Consider the following 25,980-nt stretch of genomic DNA (forward strand, 5'->3'; position numbering starts at 1 on the left):
AACTCCCCTCTAGAGACTCATTTTCTCAAATCGCCAATCGTTCACTAACCCGCCGCCGATAATGAGTATAGCGGCACTGATAACCGGCTTGGCCACATCCCCCAAAGTGTTCAGGTGGACAGTGGAAAGACGACTGATGGACATCATCCAATCGATATAATTAAAAATTTCCAGATCAACAAATTGCATGTGAAACATGGCGATGACCAAAATGGCGATAAAGCCCACGATAATGGCGGCGGTGGTGCTGCCGCTCCAATACAAGATCATGGTAATCAGCGTAATTTCAGTCGTCACTAGAACAATATAGACCAGCAGTTGCGCCAACCAGCTGCCCCATTGGACCGGTCCCAGGCCGCCCATGCCAACGCCGGTCAGGAAAGCCGCCAGCTGCAGGGCAAACAATTGCAGGGTGACGACAATGACCGCGGTCACCATTTTGCTGAGAAAGTACCGGCGCCGAGAAACCCCTATGGTCAACGTATCTTTCAACAATCCTTGCGAAAAATCGTGACCCACGATCATCATCATTAATGGCAGCAGCCAGAGGAACAGATCCGGGGTGTTGTTGATCCGCAGCAGCCCCAGCCAACCGGTGACATTTCTGCTCCGCCCCCAATAAATCGTAGTAAATACCGTGTAACCCAATAAAATAATTTCCCAGATAAGCAACCCGCGGGAATGCCTCAATCGGTAAAAATCGGCCCGCATTAAATTAAGCATCCTGACGCACCGCCCCTCGGTTGTCGCTGAGCAGCGTCTTGAAGTAATCCTCCAGGTTCTGCCCTTCCTGACTGATACCAGTCACCGGTACGCCCGCCGTCACCAATGCCTGGTTCAGATCACTGATCGGCCGTTTTTCATCAAACACATGCAATTCCTTAGGTGCCACCACTTTGAAGTGGGTGACGTGGGCACTAGCCAGCGCACGGGTCAGGGCCGGCATGTCACTGGTCTCGATGCGAATGTATTGGGCCGTTTCTGCGACAAATTCGTCCTTGGTCAGCTCCCGCACCATCCGGCCTTGGTCGATAAACCCAAAGCGTGTCGCCAGATGGAATAATTCATCCAGGATGTGGCTGGAAATCAGGATCGTCGTATTTTGTTCCCGATTCAGCTTCAACAATAACTGGCGGAAATCCGCAATGGCAATGGGGTCTAACCCGTTGATCGGTTCATCCAATAACAGCAGGTCCGGCTTTTTCAAAATTGCCAATGCCAGTCCTAGTTTTTGCTTCATTCCCAGGGAAAAATTCTTCACTTTCTTCTTGCCGGTGCCGGTAAGCCCGACAAACTCGAGGCTATCTTCAGCCGCATGGGGCGTGACGATGCCCTGCGCCAAACAGAAGTAGCGCATGTTTTCTAACGCCGTGAGTTCGCCAAAGGCCGATGGTGTCTCAATAATGGAGCCGACACGGTGCAACATGGCGATGTGGCGCTGGTCCACGGGCTCGCCAAACAGTGCGATTGTTCCTGCGGTGGGCACGATAAGCTGCAGAAAAGTTTTGAGTAAAGTCGTCTTGCCTGCGCCATTGCGGCCCACGAGCCCGTAAATATCCCCTTGACGTACCGTTAAGTTCAGATTATCCAAGGCCAATTGTTGCTGAAACTGCTTTGTTACATTTTTTGCTTCCAATACAACATCCATGTCGCTACCTCCATGATGACTTGATGGTTATACTTTACCGACCAAGGATAAATTGACTCTTAACTCGGTTATTAACTATCTATTAATTCTGTGGGGCCGGATCGCTTGGGCCACTGTGGCACAAAAGTCTTGGCCGTAGGCGGCGGCCAGCTGCGTTTGCCAATTGACCGCCCGGGGATCCGCGGCCAGCATGGGCTTGAGCCACTGAATTGTCGGCAGCAGCTTCAACATATAATGACTGGAAAATTGGGAGAATAATAAATTGGCGCCAAAAAAGTCAATCAGCTTATCCTGAAAGGCCGTGGCATGGACGGGCGTCAATCGGTTATTCACATTATTGCGGTCACCTAAGAATAACGGCAGGCGGCGAAAATCATTCTGTAAATCAAACGAGCGCCCCTTATGACTCAGTGCCATGGCTGGCGGCATCTGCACCAGCCACACGAGTTTATGCTCCGCTAACACCATTAATTGCTTCAAAATAGCGAGTTCCAGCGGTGTAAACTGATAGCGTGCGGCGGCGGCGGCCGCGTCGGTCAAGGCTTGGCCAATGGCATCGGCCAGGCCAGTTAGATCAGGCAGTTTCGGCCACACCACTTCGACTTGCTGCACATGGGTCAGCCAGTGGGGATGGGTCGCAATACGTAATGTCAGCCACACCGGGAGTGCATCCGGGCTGAGCCAGCGCAACAACCAATACGAACTGGCGCTGGAGCGGGCGAAATTAGCCGCCACCAGCTGGACACCGACAGGCAAGCCGGCTTGGACCGCCGCTTGGAGCGCCTGGCGAAACTGCGGGGTACTGGTTTGGGCCGCCAGTAATGCCGCGTCCCTTTCTTCATCACTAGTCATGGTGTGCTCCCCAGCGCCGCCATAGGTGTGTTTGCACGGTCCGACCAAATAATCCCAGGGCAATCACCAGCAACAGCCACTGTGGCACAATTAAGCTGACCACGATATAAATACCGCTGATAATCAGCATCGTCGCCGTACCGCGATACTCCTCCCGATCATGCTTGGTCAGCTGGGCTTGGCCCCCGGCGGCGCGAATCACCAGGCGGAAAAGAATAAACTGAACGGCATCGACGAGGAAGATCACCCCGGCAAACATCAACGCCCCAATGCGTTCCTGAGGATGGTCGCTGAGGAAACTGGTGGCAAAGGGGGTCAGGCAGATAAAGCCTAAATAAATAAAGTTATACACCAGCAGCTGAATGGTCGGTTCCTTGATGGTATGGAATAACTCTTGGTGGTAAACCCAATATTGAGACACCACGCCAAAGCTGATCATATACAGCAGCACCTTCCACCCCGTTGCCATCATACTGGCCGTGGTAATTCGTGCAGGTACATCAATGTCTAAGACCATCAGAGTCAAAACCACGGCAAAGATGCCATCTGAAATGCCGACCAGCCGACTGTGCGAATTTTGAAACATGTGCACACCCCCCTTTACTCCTATTATACCCGCCCCGCAGTTGCGGCCATGTCGGGTTGGTGCCAAAATAATGACAATCACTGATTTTTCAGAAAAGGCGGTCCCATTCCGATGACCCTCACACACTTTATCTTCCTGCTTATTGCCGGCGTCGTCGCCGGTTTACTCAGTACCATCGCTGGTCTGGCCTCCCTGGCATCTTACCCGGCGCTATTAATGATCGGTGTGCCGCCAGTGATCGCCAACGTCACGAACACGGCAGCACTGGTCTTCACGGGTATCGGAGCCACCTTCTCATCCCTGCGCGAACTCAAGGGCCATTGGGCGGAACTCGGCCGAATTCTAATCCTAGTCACCCTTGGCGGTATCGTGGGCAGTATCATCCTGCTAAAGGCGCCGGCTTCGAGTTTTGAAAAGGTGGTGCCGTTCTTTATCGGGGCATCCGGTGTTTTGCTGCTGATCAGCGGCCGCTCCCCGAAGAATCCGGACTTGGCGGCAGCCACCGGTCCCCGGGCGGCGACAAAGGGACAACAGGCGCTCATCATTGTGGCCATGTTTATTGTCGGGGCGTATACCGGCTACTTCGGCGCAGCTGGCGGGGTCATCATGCTGGCCATTCTCGCCTTGATCTCCACGGAACGCTTCACCGTCATTAATGCCGAACGCAATGTGGCCGGCTTTGCCTCTAACGCTATCGCCACAGTGATTTATTCCTTCACCACCCACATTGCCTGGCTGCTGGTGATTCCTCTGGGTCTGGGGTTGTTAATCGGTGGCTACATCGGCCCCGCCATCGTGCGGCGCGTCCCAGTGAAACTGCTGCGGCTCGTGATTGCGTTAGCGGCGTTTGGCTTAGCCATTGATCTTTTTATCAAAGCATATTTTTAGAGTCAAGTTTCTGGGACTGGGACAAAATCCTCCCTGATGAGCCGTGCCAAAGCTCCGCAATCTCCAGCCCATTTCAGCCTCCGATTGCTCCGCATTGGCACTACATCATCAGGACTTGGAGGTTTGTCCCAGTCCTTTTTTTATTCTGCTGAAACATTTTGCTCGCTAATTCGGTCTAATCAGTGTTCCAATTAAGACAAGAAACGAGGTGGCAGCATGGCGGAAAAAAGCAAGGTGAAAGCCGCCCAGCACGGCGATGAGGCGGCCTTTACCGCTTTGATCACAGATTATCAACCGATCCTTTATAACACCGCCTGGCGTTTGCTGCGGCAAGAGGCCGACGTATTGCAGGAAACGATTTTGAAGGCGTGGCAAAAGCTGCCTCAATTACGGGAGCCTCGTTATTTTAACACTTGGCTGTATCGCATCTTGATCAATGAGGTCCAGCGTTTTAAACGTGTTTCCCCATCGCTTCCACTCACAGATACCCTGCCAGCGACCGCACCAGAGGATCAGCAGGTCCTGGTGGAGGCCATTAGCCATTTACCCACAGAAATGCAGGAAGTCCTGGTTCTCTACTACTACTATGTCGGCTTAAAAACCGGCGAGATCGCCCAGGTACTGGATCAACCCGCAGCTACGGTGCGCACCCACTTGCGCCGGGCCCGTGCGCAATTGAAGGAATTGTTAACCACCAAGGAAGGAGTCAGCCGTCATGACCAAGCTTGATCAGCTCTTACAAAATTTGACAGAACGGGAACCATCACCAGCCAGCAACCAGGCGATGCACCGCGCTCTGGCCCAAATCCACGACACTCCCCAACTGCCGCCATTACCCGTCAAACGCAGTTGGCGCTGGCTGCCAAAAACGATTGTGCTCGCCCTAATTGCCGCCTTCGCGATCGGTTTTGGCTGGCAGCACTTTAGCCCGACCCAATCTAACATTGACCAAGTGCCGAATAATTTTGATAACTCCACGTTTACACCGCCCAGTGCGACTGGTCAGAATTTTGCCGCCCCGCAGACTAGCCAGAGCAGTGGTATTACGTTAACCATGAAGCAGGTCTATGCGGATCGTAATGGTTATGGCTTTACTTTGACGTTCCCCGAGGATTTGGTGGGAACGAAAAAGAAAGATCAGGTGGAACCTTTCGTTGATTTAGTTTGGCAGACCGGTCAAACACTCACGTCACCTGGATTTTTATCCGATAGAGATGTCGCCGGTGACCAAGCTTGGGTTCAACAGAACAATATCGCGGCAGTCTTCAAAGAAGATAATTCTGCCCTGGATAAATTGGCATTAATGAGCGACACGCGGCATGGTGGTGAACTCTTTGTCAACGTCATCCAAGAAAATCTACCCCTGACCACCCCTTCAAAGGTGTACATCCGCCGGCTGTACTTGGGTGGAAAAACCTACACTGGCAATTGGCAGTTCCAAGTGTCGCCCATCGGTGACAGTCCACGCACGCTTAATGGCCAAACAAACGACATTAAAGCGAGTTTGATTACCACTAGAGCAGGCAGCGTGCTTACCATTCAATGGCCAAAGCGCTTGTACAAAGACAAAGCCCTCGCAACCAGCCTAATTATCAATGGTCACCAAATTGATGAATCCCGCGAAGGCAATGAAGTGACCGGTGATACCGTCATCAGTAAGTTCCCTTTCTCCGTCACTCAAGAGGCTGTCAAGGGCACCGTACAAGTTCAATTTGGTGATAAAACCGTGACACTGCAATGATTCCAGCCCTGGCGAGAAACTTATTTTGTAAAGTATTAGGTGTTTTCCGAAAAGCGTGTTACACTATTCAAGTAATCAAGAAGCGGAACTTGTTTTGTCTTGTACGATGGATTTCCTTTTTCGATTACCTGGTGCAATGTTACTTTTTAGTTTTTGAATAGGAGATTTATCTACATGCAAAACGGTACAGTTAAATGGTTCAACGCTGACAAGGGTTATGGCTTCATCACTGGTGACGATGGCAAGGATGTATTCGTACATTTCTCTGCTATCCAAGGTGACGGCTACAAGTCTTTAGACGAAGGCCAAGCTGTTTCTTACGACGTTGAACAATCCGATCGTGGCCCCCAAGCTACGAACGTTGTTAAACACTAATTCGTAATTAACCAAAACCTCTGGGCATCTGCCTGGAGGTTTTTTTGTGCAGAAAAGTACCAGTCGTCTCTAAAAAATATGTGCAATCGTTTCGGCCTCCTTGTAAACTTGACTCATCAAGATGAAAATGACAAGTAATCCTCTTATACGTCGTTGAAACGAGGAGATGGTACGTTGGATCAGCATGGTAATTGGGCCTTCGTGATGCGGGCATTCACAAAAACGGAAAAGGCGGCTAAGTATGGGCTGTTTCTGTTAGACTGTCTGGTCGGTGCCGCCTATGTCGGGTTCATTGTTTCTTTTCCGGTCGTCGTGGTGCGCCTGCTTCAACAGCCGTTATTCTCAATTCTGATCACTATCGGCATTATTTTTGCGGTAACAGTCATTGGTTATGCCTTGGGTATTTTGGATACGCGGTTGCAAGATGCCCTTGCCCAATACACGTTTGCCTTCCGTTTTGATTACATTCCGGTTTTCTCTGCCCTGATTTTCAACTGGCGACAATCAGATATTGATTCTGTCAAGGGAAAAACGGTGATCGACCAGGCCTACGAGTCAATTTATAATGGTGGGAACGATGGCATTGAAGCAATCGTGGACAATACGTTCCAGGTCATCCGCAATAGCATTCAGGTTGTCGTCGTGGCGGCAGTTTTGGGCTATTTCAATCCGTGGCTGATCGTTATCGTGCTGGCCATTAACATCGCTGAATACGGCTTGCAACGGGTCGCGAATCGCTGGTTTGCCCGACATAAGGCGGAAGAAAATCAGATAACGAGTTATCAAAGTTATTTCACTCGATTATTGCTTAAACGCAGCAGTGGCAAGGACATCAGACTGTTCAATATGCTTCCGCTGTTGCACCATCACCTCCTGACTCTGGGTAATGGCGTAGTGAACTGGCAACGCAGATATAGTCGGGTGACTACTGCCGTGGGAATTGCCCAAGTGGCCATCAACGCCCTCGGTATGTTAGGCACATTGCTATTTCTGATTCAGTCGCAAACTGTCAGTATTGAAAACATCATTGTCTTCATCACCGCGATGCAAGTATTAAATACGCGTTTTACGACGATTCGGCAAGCCTATGCTGAAATCGGCCGAAATTTATCGTATGCGACGAATTTTCGAGCCTTTCTCGGTTATGCTCAGCCAACTGAACGGGCATTGGGCTTACCGGATATTGGCCAGATTCGGAACCTCCAGTTGCGTGACGTTTCTTTTGCGGTGAGCGATACCACCCTGCTGCACTATATCTCATTGAACCTAACCGCTGGTCATCCTTTGGCAATTGTCGGCGAAAATGGTGCGGGTAAGACCACCTTGATCAAGTTGATCTGCGGTCTTTATACGCCCACCAGCGGCCAGATTACAATCAACGATCGGCCGCGTGCGGCCTGGACCAACGCCTCTCTGCTGGAAAGAATGGCAGTGGAATTTCAAGATGATATTCTGTTGCACTTCACGATTGCCGAGAATATTGCACTGGTAGTTCCCAGAAAAATCGATTATGCCAAAGTGAACGAAGTGCTGCAGGCTGTTGGCATGGCTGATTTTGTGCAACATCTGCCCCAGGGCGTACAGACCATGCTTGGTAATGAGTTAGATCCCAACGGTATCTCTTTATCCGGCGGGCAAAAAGAAAAGTTGCTGTTTGCGCGGGTACTTTACAAGGATGCCGATTTGAATATTCTGGACGAACCCACTGCCGCACTGGATCCTTTGGCGGAGAAACAGTTTTATGCATTAGCTAGCCAGCAGTTACAAAATAAAATGGTGATTTTTATTTCTCACCGACTGGGGTCCTTGACTCTGCAAAGTCAGATTATGGTCCTCAAAAACGGCCGAATCATGGGTGTTGGAACTCATGCCGACCTATTACAGAGTTGTCAGTATTACAAGAAACTGTGGGATGCACAAAAGTCGCTTTATGCGGTAGGTGAGCAGAATGAAAAAGATTAAGGATGAACTGTACGGGTTGTGGACGACGCTAGTGCTCATGAACAATTTAGACAAAAGGCTGGTCTACCTAACGCTGGCTACTAGTCTGCTCAATGCCGCTAATCCCTATATTTTAATTGTTGGCAACACGGCATTGTTAAATGCGATGCTGAACCATCAATTCTCGGGAGCTATTCAGATCGCAGTGACTACCTACTTAACAGTGATTATCGTTGGCGTCCTGGCCCAACTGCTGCAACAGGCAATGACAGTGAATGCGACCAGAGCTAACGAAATGCTGAAAATTCAGATGCATGAAGAATGGGAGAAAGTGGATTTTGCTACCCTGGAAACGAAGCAATATTACAGCATAATGAATAAGAGTGATGCTTCTTTTCGCTATTCTGGCGGGGTACAAGCTTTTTTCTATCAACTGCAAACAACGGTGCAAAACACATTGGCGATTATCACCGGGGCTTCCCTGATTACTTGGATGGTGGCCTACCGGATTACAGCCGTTCCCCATCTTTTGGGGATCACGCTGGTTACTTTGGCGGTGCTGCTTGGGCTTGAACTATTCTTAAGCCGACTGTACCAACATTTAACTGGGAAAAACATTAAGATCTTTTCCCAGTTGATGACGCTGGAGAAACAAATGAACTACTTTCTCCTCCAAGTGGTGAACACTTACAGCAACATTAAGGCCATCAAACTTTGGCAGATGAGCGATGTGATTCAAACCCGGTACAAAGCAGTCTGGCGGAAAGAGAAAACGCAAAATCAGGAACTGATCCACATTGAATATAACTCCCAGATCGTTTCACAGTTGATTTCCAGTGTTGCCATTGTCGCGGTTTTCACACTGGTGGTATTCAAAATGGCGATCCACATTCTGCCGATCAGCAATATCAATACGCTGTTTGCCGGCGTCGTCCAAATTGCGGCTTCGGTCTCCGCACTCGTAGCAGCCTGGCAGCATCTGGCCCAATTCCAGAATCAAATTCAGTATGTTCAGAAAGTGCTGACGTCATCCCAACCGCCGAAACAATTGACACCGATTCAGTATTTGCCAACAGCGGCAACCAACCTGGTATTACAATTTGATCACGTCAGCTTCAGCTATCCAAATCGCGGCGAAGTACTTCACGATGTATCGTTTACACTGCCTTTCAAAGGTGTGACCGCACTGGTGGGTGAGAATGGCAGTGGTAAAACCACACTAGTGAAGCTGATGTTACGATTGTACACACCAACCAATGGTGTGATTCGATTGAATGGGATAAATATCCAGCAGATTCCGTTAGCGGAATACACGCGTATATTCAGTGTGGTCTTCCAAGATTACGAGGTGTTTGATATCCCGGTGGATCAAAATATTGCCAGTGATATAACAATTGACCAGGACAAACTCACTAAAATCATTCAGGATTGGGGCTTAGCCGATTGGCTGGGCCACCTGCCTCACGGGGTAAAAACACCGATTGGCGGCTTCAGCACCGAGAACTTCCAACCCAGTGGCGGCCAACAGCAACAGATTGCCATTGCCAGAGCAGCCTACCGCGACGGCCAATTTCAGATCTTGGACGAACCCACGTCCAGCTTGGATCCGATCCATGAATTGAATGTCTTTGCTAAAATTAAACGATTGTCGGCGAACAAGCCGTCGCTATTCATTACCCACCGGATCGGCGCCACGACTCTAGCAGACCAAGTGATTATGTTGCAGGCCGGGCGGATCGTGGAGATTGGTCCAGCCAAAGAATTGTCACAGCATTCAGCTTATTTCCGGCAACTTTGGGAAAGCCAGGCAGCGATGTATAAGGACTAGCATGTGCTGAGTACCGCGCGGTTTGGTCGGACTCCACAAACGGGCTGCGCGCCCCAGAAGCTAGGAGATAAGAGCGGGCAGGCATAAAACCTAAGCCCGGGTTTTCTGCCTGCCCGCTCTTATCTCTACGCTTCTACCCGGGGCGCTCCGCCCTCTCTCCAACCTTACAACATTGTTCGTGCGTTGCTGAGCAATTCCCCGTATAATATGGCTAACAGGAAGTATGAATACGGGGGAGACGATTAACATGATCAAGAAAATGAGTATCTTTTTATCCGCGCTATTCGTCGTCTTGACGTTAGGCGCATGTGCCAGTGGCAATCAAAAGTCCGCTACCGGGACCGCCGCGAAGGTTGCACAATCTACCAGTAAAGTGAGTGAACAAAGCAAAGCAAAGAGCAATAGTCCTGTTGCCAGTCAGTCATCGCAAACGAGTCAGGCCAGCAGCAGCACAGCTTCGGCGGCGACCACGGTGGTGGCGAAAGAACCCACCCGTGGCCGGCAAGTCCAATTGAATGGCGCCATGTTTGGTTTAGTAGCCATTCCCACAGCACAAACCACCAATGGATCACAGTTGCCCAGTCTGTACACATTGGCGGACGGCCCGCATTTTGAAAGTAAGGACGCCAGCAAGTGGATTTACGCGAATACGCAAACCATGGCGGGACAACGCCTGGCCAGCCGGTTGGCCGTTGGCACAGTGCTTACCGTAGACGGTAAATCGTTGCGAGTAATCAAACAATACACTGCCACGCCGGAACAAGTGAAGGGCAATCACGATATCATGGACGAATATTATCAGTGGAATTCCCATTGGTTTATTGAAACGCCTAATCAATTGTTTGTTTTACAGGAATAACTAAAGAACCCCCGCTGTATCGGCCATTAGACCGTACCGGCGGGGATTCTTGATATGCTTTAGAACGGCAAATCGTCATCTGAAATATCGATGGCTTGGCCGTTATTGGTGGCCAGGGGATCAACCAACATGGCACCGTTATCCATGCTACTGGCTAACGCACCCACCGGCGTCCCTGACCGGCGCGACTCTGTAATGGCCTTGGATTCCAAAAAGCTGAAGCCATCCGCCGCAATTTCTGTGACATAAACCTTCTGCCCTTCTTTATTTTCATAGTTATGCGTTCGCACCTGTCCGCTAATCCCCACAAGCGAGCCTTTGCACGTATGCTGGGCAAAGATCTCTGCGGATTTGCGCCACAGCAAACAATTCACGAAATCCGTGTCTCGTTCACCCTGACTGTTTTTATAGTTCCGGTCAACTGCCACATTAAACCGAGCGAGTGCGACTCCACTTTCGGTATGTTTAACTTCCACGTCCTGGCACAACCGCCCCACCAACACCACATGATTCATCATTCTGCATAACTCCCTTCGGCCAGCCCAATACTGGCCTCCTTTTTTCGGTACACTGATTAGTTACGCAAAACAGTGGGGACAAGTTTGCAGAATGCTACTGAATCATTTGTTCCTGAACAAACCGGCGGTAAGAGTCGTGACTGGCCATGAGTTCCGCATGGGTTCCTTGACCAGTAATATGGTGATCTTCCAAAAAATAAATGATGTCCGCATCAACAATCGTGGATAGCCGGTGGGCAATGATGATCGCGGTCCGCTGGTGCAGCAGCTTGTTCAAGCTGGTCGTTACTTGGTGCTCTGCATCAGCGTCCAGATTTGCTGTGGCTTCGTCAAAAATGATAAAGCGCGGCGATTTTAAGTACGCCCGAGCAATCTGGAGCCGCTGCTTTTGCCCGCCAGAAAGTAAAGTACCATCTTCGCCCACAGCCGTTTCCAAACCATCTGGAAATTCGGCGATATCCTTTGCCAGACCGGCGTCTGCCAGTGCTCGGGTGATGTCTGCTGGTGTATATTGGCCTTGTAAGCCAAAAAGCAGGTTATCGCGAATTGTGCCAGCCACAATATCATTATTTTGATCCACTAGGGCGAAGTTTTGGCGCCATTCCCGCAGATCCATCGTTTGCGCAGCCGCGCCACCCAAGGTCAGACTGCCCTGAGTCAAGGGATAAAATCGTTCGATCAGACTGACCAAGGTAGATTTCCCACCGCCAGACGGCCCGACGATGGCGACTTTTTTGTTCTGAGGCACAGTCACCGTCACATCGTCCAGCACTGTGGCATCTCCGTAACCAAATGTCACATTGGCTAAAACTAAGTCACCAGGAGCAGGAGAATGACCCGTCGTTAAATCTTCTTGCGGTGTGTGCAACAATTGTTGAATCTTCGCCGTAGCGCCTTTCATCTTAGCCAATTCGGCAAAAAAGTTTGAAAGACCACCCAGTGGATTCAACAGTTGAAAAAGATAAATGAGAAACGACATCAGTGTTCCCACTGTCAGCGTCCCCGCAGTCACCCGTTGCCCGCCGTAAGTGAAAATGACGGCCACGGCACCGAACAGGCACAGTAATACTAACGGAGAGGCAATCGCTTCCAGCAGATCCGCCTTTAACGCCACTCGATACAAATCGGTGAATCGCCGACCAGCCTTGGCAGTCATGGTTTGTTCAGCCGTGCTGGCCTTAATCAGCCCTGTCTCGCGGAAGGTTTCTGTGAGAAAGCCCGTGGTTGCGCCGGTATCATTTTGCAAGTGTTCGGCGTACTTTTCCGACAGGTTAGAGAGCGGCACCACCACGACGATGACCACCGGTAAACAAGCAATCAATACCAGGCTCAGCCGCCAATCCAGCATAAACAGGGCAATCAGTGAGCCGATGATGGTGACGATCCCCGCCACAAAGTTGGCCACATTGGCAGTCAAGAAAGTGCGAATACTGTTGGTATCGTTCATCACATGGGACGAGAGATCGCCGCTTTGCTGATGATCCAGGAAATCCTTGGGCGTATAGAGCAAATGGCCGGTGAGCCGCTGGCGAATGTTCAGCACTTGCCGTTCACCGGACTGGGCCATGATGTATTCTCCCAATGTGATCAAAAGCGCCTGTCCCACGAAGAGTGTAATCAATTGAAATCCCACACCGTTACCGAATCCGGATTGTTGGTCAATGGCTTTCTTTAACACCAGCGGGATCGCTACGCCCACCAAACTCGATACAACTGTCGCGATACTAGCGATGACCACCCGGCCATCAATATGCACTAATTTTTCCGTCATCCTCATTCGCTCCCTTACTTGTACTTCAAGTTTAGGCACGTTAAAATGAGAATGTCTGAGAATTATCATATATGACTAAGATTTCGATTGAGCAGGAGGTCTCTTCGATGGTCAAATTGGGCGAGACAGTCCGCCAGATTCGGACGAACAAGGGTCTGACTCTGGCGGATGTGGCCGATGATCAGGTCACATTATCTTTTCTATCTAAGTTCGAACGCGGCGTCGCAGATATCACGACGACCAAGTTTTTGCATGTGCTCGCCCAAATTTTTACCACACCTGAAGAGTTCTTTTACATTCATTCAGGTGATAACCAAGACGGTTACTTTAACCGGACCATCATGTTGGGCCGTTTGTTTGGCGAGGATATGTCATTAGCGGACCGGCCGGATATAGCGAAAACAAAAGCGGACTTGGCGGCACGTGAAAAAGCTGCTGCCACGCAATATCACGCGGCACCGACCTTGTTAAATATGCTTCATTGGCGTGTCCAACAACTGATGACCCAGGAAGTCATTGGGATGCTCACGAAACAGCCCCCCGTCCGCACGGACAGTACGGGAAAATATTCTCACGAAGCCCTGCATTATCTGTATAACGTTAATGATTGGGGCGAATTTGAACTTTATGTCTTTACGATATTTGCCGTCGACATGCAGATCGACGACGAACGCCGCTTATTTCAAGTGGCCGTGAAACGGAGTGAAAAATATAGCCAGTTTCACGGTGCCCCGAAATTGTGCTTTGATATTATGGCCAATCAACTTTATTTAGAGATGAATCGCCGCGCTTATGCCATGGTGGGCGAGTATTTACCACAGTATGCGGCTCTGTTGGACAAAACACCGGATGCCGAACATGAGATTACGTATCGGTTTATTCGGGCTTGGTGGCTATTTCGAACCGACCAGCGGGAAGCCGGCAAGACGATTGGGGACAGCGCGGTGCAATTGGCGAAGGCGTTGCGGATGAAAGATGTAGCGGCAGATGTTCGGGCGAAGTTGGATTTGATTGCCACTCATGGCGCGGAGCGGGATTATTCGTTTTTCCAGCAGGTGATTGAGTGAGTGGTGGGAGAACCGACCTGGGCTAGTACGCAATGAACCGACCCTAACCACGTAAACAGGCGGAGCCGACCAGAGGGGCTAGGGTGCCGATGAACCGACTCAGCCGTGTAAACGGGCGCAGCGCCCCAGAAGCTATGAGATAAGAGCGGTCAGGCATAAAACCTAAGCCCGGGTTTTCTGCCTGACCGCTCTTATCTCTACGCTTCTACCCGGGGCGCTGCGCCCTCTGCATAAAAAAAGACCAGCGCAGGTTTCCCCATGCTGGTCACGAATCGGGTAATTAACCCTCTTCTGTAACAAACGGCAGCAAGCCCATAATCCGAGCCCGCTTGATTGCGATCGTAATCTTCCGTTGGTTCTTAGCACTTGTGCCAGAAACCCGACGAGGTAAAATCTTACCCCGTTCAGAAACAAACCGCTTCAGTAATTCCGTATCTTTATAGTCAATGTACGAAATATGGTTAGCAGCGATGAAGTCGACTTTACGCCGACGACGGCCACCACGACGTTGTCCTGCCATGTATATTCATCCTCTCTCGTGAAATTGTAATACCAATAGACGTTTAGTTAGAACGGCAAATCATCATCGGAGATATCGATGGGTTGACCATTATCCGCAAACGGATCGGCCAACGTATCGTCCTTTTTAGGAGCCCCGCTGGATGGTTGCTGTGCATTGTTATTATTATAGGAATTCCCTTGGTTGCTTTGATTGTTGCGGTTGCCGCCTTGACCTTGGCTGTAATTATTATTGTTATTACCGCCATTGTTGTAAGACGACTGCTGCCCTTGACCAGGGTTATTGCCCGAGCCTTGGGTTTGACCACTGTCGTGCGGCCGCGCATCCGTCACTGACTTAGGTTCCAGTAACGCGAAGTCATCAGCGACGACTTCGGTCACATAAACCCGTTGACCTTGGGCATTTTCATAGTTCCGCGTTTGAATGCGGCCATCAATACCCACCAAAGAACCTTTACGCGTAAAATTGGCAAAGTTCTCTGCCGCTTTCCGCCACATCACACAGCTGACAAAGTCGGAGTCCCGTTCACCTTGGGCATTCTTAAAATTCCGAGTGACCGCGACGGTAAATGAACCCACCGCTGTGCCGCTTTGGGTATAGCGTAAATCAACATCTCGAGTCAAACGACCCACTAATACCACACGATTGATCAATACAACCAAGCTCCTTCCTATAAAGTTCTAACCGATTAGTCTTCCCGGGTGACGATCATATGCCGTAAAATAGACGGCTCGATCTTGCTCAACCGGTCAAACTCGTTAACCGCCTTGTCATCATCCGCATGTACGTTGACGACATGATATGTGCCTTCACGATAGTGGTTGATTTCGTAAGCAAAACGACGCTTTGCCCAGTCTTTGGAATCATCTACGGTTGCACCGTTGTCGGACAGAATCTTGTCGAAACGTTCGATCAAAGCGGCCTTTGCATCATCGTCGATATCCGGCTTGATGATGTACGTAATTTCGTAGTGTGTTGCCATGACTGTTACACCTCCTTATGGACTGAATGGCACGCGATTCCCGCGTGCAAGGAGAGTATTTGAAACGATTCTGAATTCGCTAGAACTGCAAAAAAGTTTGATACTCACAAGTTAGTAGCTTACCATAAACACCAACCATCCACAAGTTGGCCTGTTTTCTAGAAATTCTATTAATCGTGAGCAGATAAATACCTGCTGGCTTCCCGCACTGCCAGTGGGCTGAGCTTGTGTGCGTTCAGAAATTGCTGCACCCACGTCGGATCATATTTGCTGTATTGCCGCAGGGACCAGCCAATCGCTTTCTGAATAAAGAATTCGCCGGTATCCTGATCGGCCAAGATGGCGCGGCTGAGCATGGCCGTATCTTGTGTTTCTTTTTCCAGCAACTGCAGATTGATCCCCACCCGGCGCAGCCAGAAATCTGGTTCGTCAAAGAATAGCGCAAACACAGCCGGCTTTTGGTCTGGATGAATCCTGACGTACAGCGCGAAAACTTTTCGCCACGCATCTACTGTGTCCCACCAACTTTTTTGACCCACAAATTGCTGCAAAAACTGGATGTCCGCGAACTGCCAGCGTTTGACGTTCTCCAAGGCCAAATCAATCGCCACGTATTGATATTCCCGCGCTTCTCGCTGGTACAGATCGGTGATCCACCTGCGGACTGTCGCCAGATTCTGTTCGCGGCTGACTTTAAGCAGCGCCTTAGACTGGGATTTACGCATGGGGGTCGGCAGACCTAAAAACGGAAATTGATCCTTCATGTATTTTGCCATATGCGGCGCCTTTGCAGGATCGCCAATTAATTGAAAGGTTAAAATATCCATCAAATCCCACTTCCTAAAATGATGTACCGCCAAACATGCATGCCTATACCACGGTTTGCTGGAAAAAGGTGTAGTCCTGTTCCGGTCCCTGGGTGGCCACTGAGGCCAGTACCGATTGAACGAATTGAGCGAGTTTGGTCATCCGCAAAGTCGTGGCCAGTTTAACAGTACGCGCTCCCAGTGCTGCTGCCTCTGTGGGGCGATCAGTCCGGTAAAGCCACCAGGCCCGAATGAACCGGTACCAGATTTCTTGTTCCGCATTGGGATCTGCCCTCAATAAATCCGCATACTGGGGCAAATCTGCTTCCACAATTGCATAGGCTTGTCGGTTCATTTCCAAAAACAATTGATTGAAGATAATGTTAAATCGTAACTTGGGTGCCCCAGGAAAACTGCTGTATTTTTTACTGCGCGTCAACGCCACTTGGAATAACCGCCGTTCGTCGGCTGGCCGCATATCCACCGCAAAGATCGCAAAGACATAGATTTCAAATTCACCCCAGTCGTTGACGTTATACAGATATTGCCGGGCTTCATTGGAAAATTGAGCCGTCCCATGGCTATCGCCAAACGGCTTTTTTTGAATCAGATCCGTCACGTCCTGCTTCATCAGTTGCTGAGCGCGCCAATAGAGCATATTCAGAAGACTTGGTGTCGTCAAATAACGCTCGCTGGCTTCTTTTTCCCAAACGATTAAATTAGCGAGGGTTTGCTGGGCCTCAGCCGTTGATGTGATATGCAGACTGTGCCCGAACAATGATTGAAACATGGCAGTGCGATTGTAATAGCCGTCCTGACTCGCCTTTTTCTCAGCTGTTGTCCCCAAATGGATATAGAAGAATTCCTCCGGCGTGGTATGGATTCGATTCAAGATATGCAAGAATCGATCCGTGCCCATGTCCGTCACCCCGCGTTCAAACTTCGATAAGAAGGATGCTGTCACTTGTTCATCGGCCACTTCCGCCAGCGTTAACCCCTTGTTTCGGCGAATTTGCCGAATTGTTTCTCCCAATGCTGCCATGTCCTCCGCCTCCGTTTAACGGTCATATATGACATTTATCACACACCTCAACTTTAGGCTGATTACACTGAGGACACAATAGCAATAAGGAGTGTGGGGATCATGATTGTTTGGCGATATGGTAAGAAATGGCAAATTGGCATCTACTTGTTGATCAGTTTATTCTCCAGCATCAGCAACGTGGGCAATGCGTGGGTCTTGACCCGCTTTTTTGCGGCCGCCACCGCCCGTAGTCTGACGTTATTTCTGCACAGTGCTGTTTTAGGATTGGGAATGTTTGTCGCTTGGGGCGCAGCGCAATGGCTGCTCAAAACCATGCGGGCGGTCGTCGTTCGGGCAGTAAACCTGCGCGTCAAGACACGCCTAATTCAATACATGGTGGATGACGCACCGCTGACCACTGATAGTGGGAAAAGTATTTCGTTTATGACCAACGACTTGAAGCTTTTGGAGACTAACGGCACCACCAACGAATTGCTCATTCTCGAAAATATGATCACCGCTATTGGCGCAATTATCGGTGCGGTCTACTTCGACTGGCTCACCGCCCTGGCATTCTTTGTCGGCAACATCATCCCGGCCTTGATTTCCTCGTTTTCCCAGAAAATGATCGGCCGGGCATCGACTCGCTGGTCCAGCGCTAATGCCTCCTGGACTGGACAGCTCAAGGATTTTCTGGCGGGCTTGGATACTGCCCGTGCCTATCAAGCGAATGGCGTGGTTAAGAAGCAGACCGGCGCACTTGCCAGCCGCCTGGAGGATCGTCTATTCCACATGAACTTTCTCATGGGCACCATCGAAGCCAGCGCGTTGACCACGATCATGGTACTGGGAGTGCTCGTTCCCTTCGGCGTCGGTATTTGGCGTATTATCGCCGGTGCTTTAACATTAGCCAACTTCATGGGAGTCGTGCAGCTCGCCAACGACATGCGCAACCCGTTAATGGCTGCCTTGGATGAGTATAACCAGCGGGGGGCGACCAAGCCCGTGCTGAAACGCATCCGCACCGCTGAAGATGCAATGGCCGCTGCCACGGATGACGGCCAACCCTTGCCCCAAACCAGGGACAACAGTCTCGTGATGAATCATGCCACTGTGAAAATCGGCGACAAGGCCATTTTGCAAGATATCAACCTGCACATTGCCCCGGGCGAAAAAGTGCTGCTCATGGCCCCGTCCGGATTTGGCAAATCGACCTTGCTGCGGGTGCTGCAAGGAGAAATTCCCTTAGCCAGTGGGACTTACACCGTGGCCGGCATCCCCGCTACCAAGATCAACCGGGTGGCGCTGCGCAAACACTTTGGGCTGGTGAAACAAACGCCCTTCCTCTTCAACGACACCCTCCGTTACAACATCACCCTGGGGGCGGCATTCTCCGATACTGCCGTCCTGAGCGCCATGAAAGACGCCGGGTTGAGTGCTTTAGTGGCAGAAAAGGGGCTGGATTACCAAGTCGTGGAAAACGGTCAAAACCTTTCCGGCGGCCAGGTCCAGCGGATCGAAATCGCCCGAGCACTGATCCGCCAGCGACCCGTACTCCTGGCGGACGAAGCCACTTCCGCATTAGACGATCAACTGGCCGACAAGGTCCGCCGAGAATTCTTGGCCGGTCCTGAAACATTAATCGAAGTGGGCCACCAAGTCCCCGCCGCTGTCCAAGCCATGTACGATCGGGTTATCCATTTGGATCAGCTGCGTGCACAGTCTGCTTAGCCTGGTCATTCAACGCATCAAGAAAAATCTGACCATACTTGTCCAATTTGGCTTCGCCCACACCCTTGATCGCTAACATATCCATCAATGTCTGCGGCTTTTCACTGCTCATCGCTTTCAGCGTTTGATCCGGGAAGATCATGTAAGGCGGCAGCTTGTTTTCCTCTGCCAACTGGCGGCGCACCAGTCGCAATGCTTCAAACGTCGCATCGTCTGTGGACACACTTTGATGGGCCCGGACCGCGGTCTTCCGGTGGACAGTTTCTTCCCCTTTGAGCACGGCGACGCCGGCGGGTGTCACACTCAGCGTAGGATACTGACCACCCCGGGCGGCTAAAAATCCGCCCGCGGTCAAAAAGTCGATAAATGTCGCGATTTCTTTCTGTGATTGCGGCCGCATCAATCCATACGTGGATAACTCTGTCAGCCGCATTTCGCGAATACGCTGCACATTGGACCCCGCCAGCACTTGGGCCACCAAGCTCTTCCCGAACCGTTCATGCATCCGCACCACACAGGACAACACTTTTTGCGCATCCGTCGTCACATCTACTGCTTCCCGCTGATCCAGGCAATTACTGCAGCGGCCGCAGGGTGAGGTATCATTTTGCCCAAAATAACGCAGAATAAACTGCTGCAGACAGTCGTCCGTATTTGCATACTGGACCATGGTCTGCAGTTTTTGATACTGCAAGTGTTTATGCGCCGTATCGGCATCGGACTGCTCAATGAAGAAGTGCTGCAATTGCACATCCGCGGGCTTGAACAGCAAGATAGCCTCGCTGGGCAGGCCATCCCGACCAGCCCGCCCCGCTTCTTGGTAGTAAGACTCCAAGTCCTTGGGCACCTGGGCGTGAATGACGAAGCGCACATTGCTCTTATCAATACCCATGCCAAATGCATTGGTGGCAATCATGATGGGTGAGCGATCAAAGAGAAAGTCCTCCTGATTTTGTGCCCGCTCGGCATCATTCATCCCGGCGTGATACCGGGTCACCGGCAACTTCTTACGGCTCAAGAAAGTATACAGCCGCTCTACTTCTTTGCGGGTACTGACGTAAATAATCCCCGACTGATCTTGGTTTAATTTTAGATACTCAGCCAAATACCGATCCTCATCCTGGCCCCGGACCACTTGGAAGCTCAAGTTGTCCCGGGCAAAACCGGTATTGACCATCCCGTCATCCGGAATGTGCAGACGCTGGCGAATATCCTGGGCCACACGCGGAGTCGCCGTCGCCGTCAAGGCAATGACCGCTGGATGGCTGGCCAACCGCTCAGGCACCGCGGCTAGAGAAAGGTAGCTGGGGCGAAAATCGTGGCCCCATTGGGAAATACAGTGCGCTTCATCAATGGCCAGCAAACTGATTTTAATATCATTTAATTCGTCCACAAACTGCTCAGACTCAAATCGTTCTGGCGCCACGTATAACAGTTTCACCTCACCGGCCGCCGCCTGGCGGAGCCGTTCGTCAATTTCGCGGAAATCGATGGAACTATTAATAAAGGTGGCCGGAATGCCGTTATCATTCAACGCGTCCACCTGATCCTTCATTAAAGCAATCAGCGGCGACACCACCACCGTTAACCCCGGCAGCATCAGCGCCGGAATTTGGTAACACAGCGATTTACCGCCACCGGTGGGCATCACCACCAATGTATTCTCATCGGCTAAAACCCGCTCGATTGCCTGGTCTTGACCGGTCCGAAAATGATCATAACCAAACTTTTCTTGAAGTATGTGTGCTGCTTCTGCGTGTGCCAAATTGATCCTCCTGTTCTTTTCCCCATTGTACGAGGAGATGGTGGTTCTGTATATAGAGGGCAAAGGCGAGCGGTAGAAGCGGCGTCAGAAGGCAGGTCAGGCAGAAAACCCGCCCTTAGGTTTTTTGCCTGACCTGCCTTCTAACATAGCTTCTGCTCGGCTTTGCCCGTTTCGGAGAGGCTAGCTTCTGGTCCGCGGAGCCCGTTTACGACGGGTGAGCGGCGCGCCCAGGTAGTTGTTATTCCTGCGTGTTTCTTGTATCCTATACTTAATAAATTACGAAAGAAGGTGCGGCATCATGTGCGGTTACGGAAAGAATCACATTTTTGAAATAGATTTTGTGCGCTTTGGCGTTTCTTTTCGTCAATCTGTTGGTTTCACTTTGCCTGTTAACGGGACCAGTCTGTCCAAAAACAGTCAAATGAAACGCCACCAGTGACCGCCGAGACGCCAATCCATTAACGGGGCCATGGTGAATACTCGCCATGGCCTTTTGCGTTCTCCGGCAACTTTAAGGAGAAAAAATATGTTATTCATTCAAGCTAGTAAAATCACCAAACAATTTGATCACGAACCGCTCTTTGTCGATATTTCGCTGCAACTCGCTGCCGGTGACCGGGTCGCTCTGGTCGGTGCGAACGGCACCGGTAAGTCCACCCTCATGGACATCCTGCTAGGCAGCGACACGCCCAGTGACGGGGTGGTAAGCCGGGCAAAAGACGCCACTATCGCCCACTTAAACCAGCAGCTCATTGATACTCCGGCGACAGTGACCGCGTTTTTGGGCGCCAGCCAACCGGCTTTGACCAAGCTTCAAGACGCCCTGCGCTACTGCGAAAACCAGATGAGCCAACCCGATGCTGACCTGGACAAAGTGCTGGCCCGCTACGCCAATCTCCAGCAGGACTTCGAAGATCAGGGCGGTTATGCCTTTGCGGACCGGATCAACACGGTCATGAAGGGACTGGCTATTTGGGCTTACCGCGATACGCCGGTGAACCAGTTATCCGGCGGCGAACGAATGCGAGTCGCCCTGGCCCAACTGCTGTTATCCGATGCCGACTTTTTCTTATTAGACGAACCCACTAACCATTTGGATACCACTGGCATTGAGTGGTTGGAACAGTTTTTGTTAAAGGGTAAGACCGGTTATTTGGTGATTTCCCATGATCGCATGTTCCTTGACCGTGTCACCACCCAAACGTGGGAAATCGAAGATGGTGAATTAGTCACCTATCCTGGTAATTACTCCCGCTATATTAAGCTCAAAGCCGAGCGGCTGGCCAGCATACAAAAGGATCACGACCTGCAAGCCAAGGCCATTCGTAAACTGCAGCTGCAAATTCGCCAGTATCGCCAATGGGCCAATGAAAGTCAAAACGAGAAGTTCTTCAGGAAGGCTAAGGAACTGGAGAAACGACTGGCCAAAATCCAAGTCATTCAAGTACCCCAGCCGCCTAAACACCGCCTGCAAAATGTGCGTACTGCTGGTCGCTCGGGGAACGATGTCATCACTGCCCGTGATCTGGGCGAATCATTTGGTCCGCGTACTTTGTTCCAACACGCCGACTTCCAAATCCATCGCGGGGATCGCGTCGCTGTGACTGGTGCCAATGGAACGGGTAAGAGCACCCTGGTCAAACTCATTTTGGGTCAATTAACCCCCACCAGCGGCACTGTCACGTTGGGAGCGAGTTTACAACCCGGCTATCTGCCTCAAAATCCCCAGTTTGACCGCCCCCAGGAGCGCTTACTGGCGTATGTGCAAACATTCATGCCCAACGAGCAGGCTGCCCGCCAGGCCATGGCCCGGTTCGGCTTCTTCGCCGACGATGCTGCCCGCCGGTTGCAGGATCTCTCTGGCGGTGAACGGATTCGGCTGACCTTACTGCAGCTTTTCCAAAAGAAGATCAATCTATTGATCCTAGACGAACCGACCAACCACTTGGATATTTCAGCCCGAGAGGAAATCGAAAGTCTGTTGCAGGAATATGCCGGAACATTGTTGATTGTTTCCCATGACCGGTATTTACTGCGTAAGTTGTGCGATCAGGAACTGCATATTGCGGAGGAGCGAATCGTGCAGCGGATGTTGGATATGGCAGACTAGCGAACGACTCATTTTAAATTTCCTAAACTTTTGGGTACATTCAAAAAATATAGCCACACGAACTATAAAAAGCAGGAACACCAGGGCGTTTTTCACCTTGGTGCTCCTGCTTTTTTGCCGATACACGAACCTAAGCATTCTCGCCATAACGCAGCATCACTCATTACTAGCATTGGTCGAAATGTGTTTTCTGCTTCTGGATCATGACCGCCATATCCATGGATCGCACGAGGCTCACTATTAACCCAAATCAGATCCCCTTGACTTGGCATATTATTAATCATCATGCCAAACGTCCTCACGACCCACCGGTGTACCATTATCGTTAATTCGATCAGCTTCCATTGCCGCTCGTATATCATAATCCGGTTTTTGCTCAAAAAGTCTCGTCTTAACAGTCATAAGAACGCCCCCTTTTGATGTAATTATAAGTGTAATTACATCAAGAACCAAGCTAGGCAAACTGGTGAAGAACATCACTTGACAATTTTTTGTGGACCAATATATTTAAATTATGGGTTGCTCATGGGTGGTATTGCTTTCTATCGGAAATGCTAACTATTTACCGGAAATGCTAACTATTTACGTTTTTGTGAAAAGAAAGAAGTGACCCCACGTGGTTTTGAATCGCGAGCGCAAGGTGATTACTAAATGAAAACGCCAATTGCAAAGAGCTGGCGGGTTGCTCTCATCGTAATCACCGATGTCTTGGTTTTGTCCATATTACCAGCCGCCACCGTACCACAAATCATTGCCAGTACCACTCTTCTCTTGCCACTTTCGATGGGCATCCAATCGTTTGGCACTCGATGATGGCATTTTGATGTCTTAGATGGCCTAATGTGTGTGCCGTACATCTTTTTACTCGGACTGTATTTGCAGCTGTTCACCGTTTTCTTTGCGTTTTGGCAAAAACAGTATACACCGTTGCGTTTACTGCAAAAGAATGGACTATTGAGCGTTGTTCGGGATACTCAGCGGCAAAAAATGCTGGTCATGCTCCCCCACCAAGATTTGCCTTGGCATACCGGCACCAAGAATGAAACGATCATTGATTTGATGATGATTGGCGGTATGTGGGATATTCTGCTCTACAACATGAGTGCCAACCGCGTTGTTGATCCGGCCACCATGGCCCAGGCAGTGGTCACTAATTTGAAAGCACATCTGGATTACATCAATTAACACCATCCGTAATTTCCAGATCAGTTACAGCGCCGACTTGTTCAAAAAGTGCTCCGCATACGCCAGATCCTGATCTTCCGTGATCATTTCGGGCGTCCAAGGTAAATGAATATCCGGCTGCACGCCCACACCATCAATCCCCGCACCGCGGTCGATCCAATCCGCTCGGGTAATCGGATAAGCAAGATGGAAATGGCCCAGATCCTGGGTTACCACATTCGCATAATCCCATACACCGTAAGTTGCCCGGCCAATCACTGTCGTTTTCGGTGACTTCTTGGCAGCCAGGACAAAAGAGTCGCCTGAACTGCCGCAATAACGATCACTTAATACAACGATCCGTTTCGGCAAGTCTGTCCCATGAATTTTTTCAGTCGTTTCCTCGCCGCCAGGAACATCAAAACTAATTAGACCATCTGCTTGGTGGGCTTTAAGAAACGCTGTGATGCGGGTCACCATTTGACGGCCGCTGTCATCCATCTTGGGCAGTAATGGCGTGAACTGTGATTGCCAATTACGGTAATTGCGCGGGGTGGCGTTCACCTGCATATTGGTATCCGGTTCACTTTTTGACTTATCCACGGTGCCCACGTACATGGCATTTAACAATGGACGAAAATTGTCATCGTCGCCGCCGTTGTTCACCCGCACATCAATCACCAGCTTGGGTAATGCCGTAATTTGCGGCCAATACTGCTGATAAAACTGCTGAATTGCAGTGTAGTCCGCAAAATTAGTCATCTTCACATAGCCCATGTCACTCTGTAACTGACGGTAAGTGAAAACACCCGGATCTGATTGGACGGAAAAATGCCGCAACGACAATATCTTGCCATCATTCAGCGTGACTGTTTGGGCAGCCTGCAAAATGCCGCCAAACAATTGCCTTTCCGGTATGGGGTCTAATTCCAATCGATGGGCTTTCACCACTGCTGGAATGGTTAAGCCGTCAATCGCAGTGATTGCTGTTCCCAGTTTCAATCGTGATTCTTGGTTAACTGCCGTCACATAAAGGATATCTTGATAACGACGGACAGAAAAGCTAACTTTTTGGTACGGAATTTGATCATTGAAGAAAAAGACATGGTCATCCCGATACTGCCCCAAATATTGCTGGATCAAATGGAGAAAGGCGTGATCATCTGGCACCTGCGTTAATGTCGCCAGGTCGGGGTGCTGAATGGGCCAATCCTGCTTATCTTGGGCACCTGCATAGTCCTTGCGCATTACCGCTTGAATTTCTTGAAACATCGTCACGTAATCCATGTACTTCAGTCCTTTCGTCTATCTGGGACAAGCATACTTGACGATATCGGGCCACTGACTCACAATACGTCTCATATAGTAGACGCTTTTTAGGTGTAATGATAACTGATGATGTTTGCTCAATGACTGTCACTGTAGCCTTCGTGAGCAATTTACGAATAACGTTAACGCCGAATTTAAACTGTTTTTAAACCGGAAAAACGGTGGCAACCCTAATTACGAAATCCGGGATTACCACCGTTTATTGGTAGTTAAATCATTGGTTGGCGCGTTTTTTGAAATTCCACCATTTAACGATAATAACCGTCACAATGATGACTGCGATAATCATATTCGAAAACACTTGGTGAGATTCGGTGGGGTTAGCAAAGTCAATCCGAGAAATGATCAACCAGCCCCCTAAAGCAAGACAGAAGGTAATATCATCACGAAGCTCCTTGATGTTTCTGGGCGGTGTCATTGGCAAGCGCTTGTTTCTTCTCCATTCTTTTTCAATATGCATCGAAAAAAGAAGTAA

Annotated in this window: 27 protein-coding genes; 12 read left to right on the forward strand and 15 right to left on the reverse strand. The window is 50.1% G+C overall.

All coding sequences use genetic code 11. The annotated features are described in order from the left end of the window. Positions 1-9 precede the first annotated feature (9 nt). The 4 genes from FD09_RS09715 to FD09_RS09730 form a co-directional block, all read right to left on the reverse strand. The gene (locus FD09_RS09715) at positions 10-723 is read right to left on the reverse strand and encodes an ABC transporter permease (protein WP_083487749.1); all 714 of its coding nucleotides are present in this window, start codon (positions 721-723) and stop codon (positions 10-12) included. Beyond that, complete coding sequence (locus FD09_RS09720) at positions 716-1,648, reverse strand: ABC transporter ATP-binding protein (protein ID WP_057820835.1); 933 nt, start codon at positions 1,646-1,648, stop codon at positions 716-718. Before FD09_RS09720 ends, FD09_RS09715 begins: the two co-directional genes overlap by 8 nt. Before the next feature lie 75 nt (positions 1,649-1,723). After that, a complete protein-coding gene (locus tag FD09_RS09725; protein ID WP_057820837.1) occupies positions 1,724-2,500 on the reverse strand; it encodes a hypothetical protein in 777 nt (258 codons plus the stop codon). After that, positions 2,493-3,086 (reverse strand): TMEM175 family protein, encoded by a 594-nt coding sequence (locus FD09_RS09730; protein WP_057820839.1) that lies wholly within the window; start codon positions 3,084-3,086, stop codon positions 2,493-2,495. The genes FD09_RS09725 and FD09_RS09730 overlap by 8 nt, the downstream gene beginning before the upstream one ends. A 111-nt stretch (positions 3,087-3,197) precedes the next feature. Between FD09_RS09730 and FD09_RS09735 the strand changes: the two genes are divergently transcribed. The 7 genes from FD09_RS09735 (at position 3,198) to FD09_RS09765 (ending at position 10,718) form a co-directional block, all read left to right on the forward strand. Further along, the gene (locus tag FD09_RS09735) at positions 3,198-3,974 is read left to right on the forward strand and encodes a sulfite exporter TauE/SafE family protein (protein ID WP_057820841.1); all 777 of its coding nucleotides are present in this window, start codon (positions 3,198-3,200) and stop codon (positions 3,972-3,974) included. Between the two features lie 216 nt (positions 3,975-4,190). Continuing rightward, the gene (locus tag FD09_RS09740; RefSeq protein WP_057820842.1) at positions 4,191-4,703 is read left to right on the forward strand and encodes an RNA polymerase sigma factor; all 513 of its coding nucleotides are present in this window, start codon (positions 4,191-4,193) and stop codon (positions 4,701-4,703) included. Continuing rightward, the gene (locus tag FD09_RS09745) at positions 4,690-5,715 is read left to right on the forward strand and encodes a DUF4179 domain-containing protein (RefSeq protein WP_057820845.1); all 1,026 of its coding nucleotides are present in this window, start codon (positions 4,690-4,692) and stop codon (positions 5,713-5,715) included. Before FD09_RS09740 ends, FD09_RS09745 begins: the two co-directional genes overlap by 14 nt. A 174-nt stretch (positions 5,716-5,889) precedes the next feature. Further along, entirely contained in the window at positions 5,890-6,090 is a 201-nt protein-coding gene (locus tag FD09_RS09750) for a cold-shock protein (protein ID WP_027828808.1), read from the forward strand. A 174-nt stretch (positions 6,091-6,264) separates the two neighbouring features. After that, entirely contained in the window at positions 6,265-8,052 is a 1,788-nt protein-coding gene (locus FD09_RS09755) for an ABC transporter ATP-binding protein (protein ID WP_057820847.1), read from the forward strand. Next, positions 8,039-9,859, forward strand: a complete 1,821-nt coding sequence (locus FD09_RS09760; protein WP_057820848.1) for an ATP-binding cassette domain-containing protein — start codon at positions 8,039-8,041, stop codon at positions 9,857-9,859. The genes FD09_RS09755 and FD09_RS09760 overlap by 14 nt, the downstream gene beginning before the upstream one ends. A 247-nt stretch (positions 9,860-10,106) precedes the next feature. Continuing rightward, positions 10,107-10,718, forward strand: a complete 612-nt coding sequence (locus FD09_RS09765) for a hypothetical protein (RefSeq protein WP_157053757.1) — start codon at positions 10,107-10,109, stop codon at positions 10,716-10,718. 59 nt (positions 10,719-10,777) lie between these two features. On the opposite strand, the gene ssb (FD09_RS09770) is transcribed toward FD09_RS09765, so the two are convergent. Both ssb (FD09_RS09770) and FD09_RS09775 read right to left on the reverse strand, forming a co-directional pair. Then, the gene (ssb, locus tag FD09_RS09770) at positions 10,778-11,236 is read right to left on the reverse strand and encodes a single-stranded DNA-binding protein (protein WP_057820852.1); all 459 of its coding nucleotides are present in this window, start codon (positions 11,234-11,236) and stop codon (positions 10,778-10,780) included. A gap of 94 nt (positions 11,237-11,330) precedes the next feature. Continuing rightward, a complete protein-coding gene (locus tag FD09_RS09775) occupies positions 11,331-13,007 on the reverse strand; it encodes an ABC transporter ATP-binding protein (protein ID WP_057820854.1) in 1,677 nt (558 codons plus the stop codon). Positions 13,008-13,114: 107 nt separating this feature from the next. Between FD09_RS09775 and FD09_RS09780 the strand changes: the two genes are divergently transcribed. Further along, positions 13,115-14,074, forward strand: coding sequence for a helix-turn-helix domain-containing protein (locus FD09_RS09780; protein WP_057820856.1), 960 nt, complete (start codon positions 13,115-13,117; stop codon positions 14,072-14,074). Positions 14,075-14,354: 280 nt separating this feature from the next. On the opposite strand, the gene rpsR is transcribed toward FD09_RS09780, so the two are convergent. From rpsR to FD09_RS09805, 5 genes are all read right to left on the reverse strand, one after another. After that, positions 14,355-14,594 carry a 30S ribosomal protein S18 gene (gene rpsR, locus FD09_RS09785; RefSeq protein WP_057820858.1) on the reverse strand — a complete coding sequence of 80 codons (240 nt, stop codon included), beginning with the start codon at positions 14,592-14,594 and terminating at the stop codon, positions 14,355-14,357. Positions 14,595-14,641: 47 nt separating this feature from the next. Then, positions 14,642-15,247, reverse strand: a complete 606-nt coding sequence (gene ssb / locus FD09_RS09790) for a single-stranded DNA-binding protein (RefSeq protein WP_057820938.1) — start codon at positions 15,245-15,247, stop codon at positions 14,642-14,644. A 35-nt stretch (positions 15,248-15,282) separates the two neighbouring features. Further along, positions 15,283-15,576, reverse strand: coding sequence for a 30S ribosomal protein S6 (rpsF, locus tag FD09_RS09795; protein WP_057820861.1), 294 nt, complete (start codon positions 15,574-15,576; stop codon positions 15,283-15,285). Positions 15,577-15,746: 170 nt separating this feature from the next. Continuing rightward, positions 15,747-16,403 carry a DNA alkylation repair protein gene (locus FD09_RS09800; RefSeq protein ID WP_057820863.1) on the reverse strand — a complete coding sequence of 219 codons (657 nt, stop codon included), beginning with the start codon at positions 16,401-16,403 and terminating at the stop codon, positions 15,747-15,749. Between the two features lie 43 nt (positions 16,404-16,446). Beyond that, entirely contained in the window at positions 16,447-17,424 is a 978-nt protein-coding gene (locus tag FD09_RS09805) for a helix-turn-helix domain-containing protein (RefSeq protein ID WP_057820865.1), read from the reverse strand. Positions 17,425-17,526: 102 nt separating this feature from the next. On the opposite strand from FD09_RS09805, the gene FD09_RS09810 reads away from it, so the two are divergent. Further along, entirely contained in the window at positions 17,527-19,137 is a 1,611-nt protein-coding gene (locus FD09_RS09810) for an ABC transporter ATP-binding protein (RefSeq protein ID WP_235812261.1), read from the forward strand. Here the strand turns inward: FD09_RS09810 and recQ are convergent. After that, on the reverse strand, positions 19,100-20,902 hold the full coding sequence (gene recQ, locus FD09_RS09815) for a DNA helicase RecQ (protein WP_057820867.1): 1,803 nt from the start codon (positions 20,900-20,902) through the stop codon (positions 19,100-19,102). The two genes, FD09_RS09810 and recQ, sit on opposite strands and share 38 nt — an antisense overlap. Positions 20,903-21,428: 526 nt before the next feature. On the opposite strand from recQ, the gene abc-f reads away from it, so the two are divergent. Next, positions 21,429-23,012 carry a ribosomal protection-like ABC-F family protein gene (gene abc-f, locus FD09_RS09820; protein WP_057820869.1) on the forward strand — a complete coding sequence of 528 codons (1,584 nt, stop codon included), beginning with the start codon at positions 21,429-21,431 and terminating at the stop codon, positions 23,010-23,012. Between the two features lie 276 nt (positions 23,013-23,288). Here the strand turns inward: abc-f and FD09_RS16925 are convergent, their stop codons facing one another. Further along, a complete protein-coding gene (locus FD09_RS16925; RefSeq protein WP_268873287.1) occupies positions 23,289-23,414 on the reverse strand; it encodes a hypothetical protein in 126 nt (41 codons plus the stop codon). Positions 23,415-23,663: 249 nt separating this feature from the next. Here FD09_RS16925 and FD09_RS16310 point away from each other — a divergent pair, with 249 nt between their 5' ends. Both FD09_RS16310 and FD09_RS09825 read left to right on the forward strand, forming a co-directional pair. Continuing rightward, a complete protein-coding gene (locus FD09_RS16310; RefSeq protein ID WP_157053758.1) occupies positions 23,664-23,825 on the forward strand; it encodes a hypothetical protein in 162 nt (53 codons plus the stop codon). Positions 23,826-23,858: 33 nt separating this feature from the next. Next, positions 23,859-24,197, forward strand: a complete 339-nt coding sequence (locus tag FD09_RS09825; protein WP_057820871.1) for a hypothetical protein — start codon at positions 23,859-23,861, stop codon at positions 24,195-24,197. A 24-nt stretch (positions 24,198-24,221) separates the two neighbouring features. On the opposite strand, the gene FD09_RS09830 is transcribed toward FD09_RS09825, so the two are convergent. Together FD09_RS09830 and FD09_RS09835 are read right to left on the reverse strand one after the other, a co-directional pair. Then, positions 24,222-25,463 carry a S41 family peptidase gene (locus tag FD09_RS09830; RefSeq protein ID WP_057820873.1) on the reverse strand — a complete coding sequence of 414 codons (1,242 nt, stop codon included), beginning with the start codon at positions 25,461-25,463 and terminating at the stop codon, positions 24,222-24,224. 256 nt (positions 25,464-25,719) lie between these two features. After that, positions 25,720-25,965, reverse strand: coding sequence for a hypothetical protein (locus FD09_RS09835; protein ID WP_157053759.1), 246 nt, complete (start codon positions 25,963-25,965; stop codon positions 25,720-25,722). Between the last annotated feature and the right edge of the window lie 15 nt (positions 25,966-25,980).

Source organism: Schleiferilactobacillus perolens DSM 12744 (assembly GCF_001435585.1).
Lineage (GTDB): Bacteria > Bacillota > Bacilli > Lactobacillales > Lactobacillaceae > Schleiferilactobacillus > Schleiferilactobacillus perolens.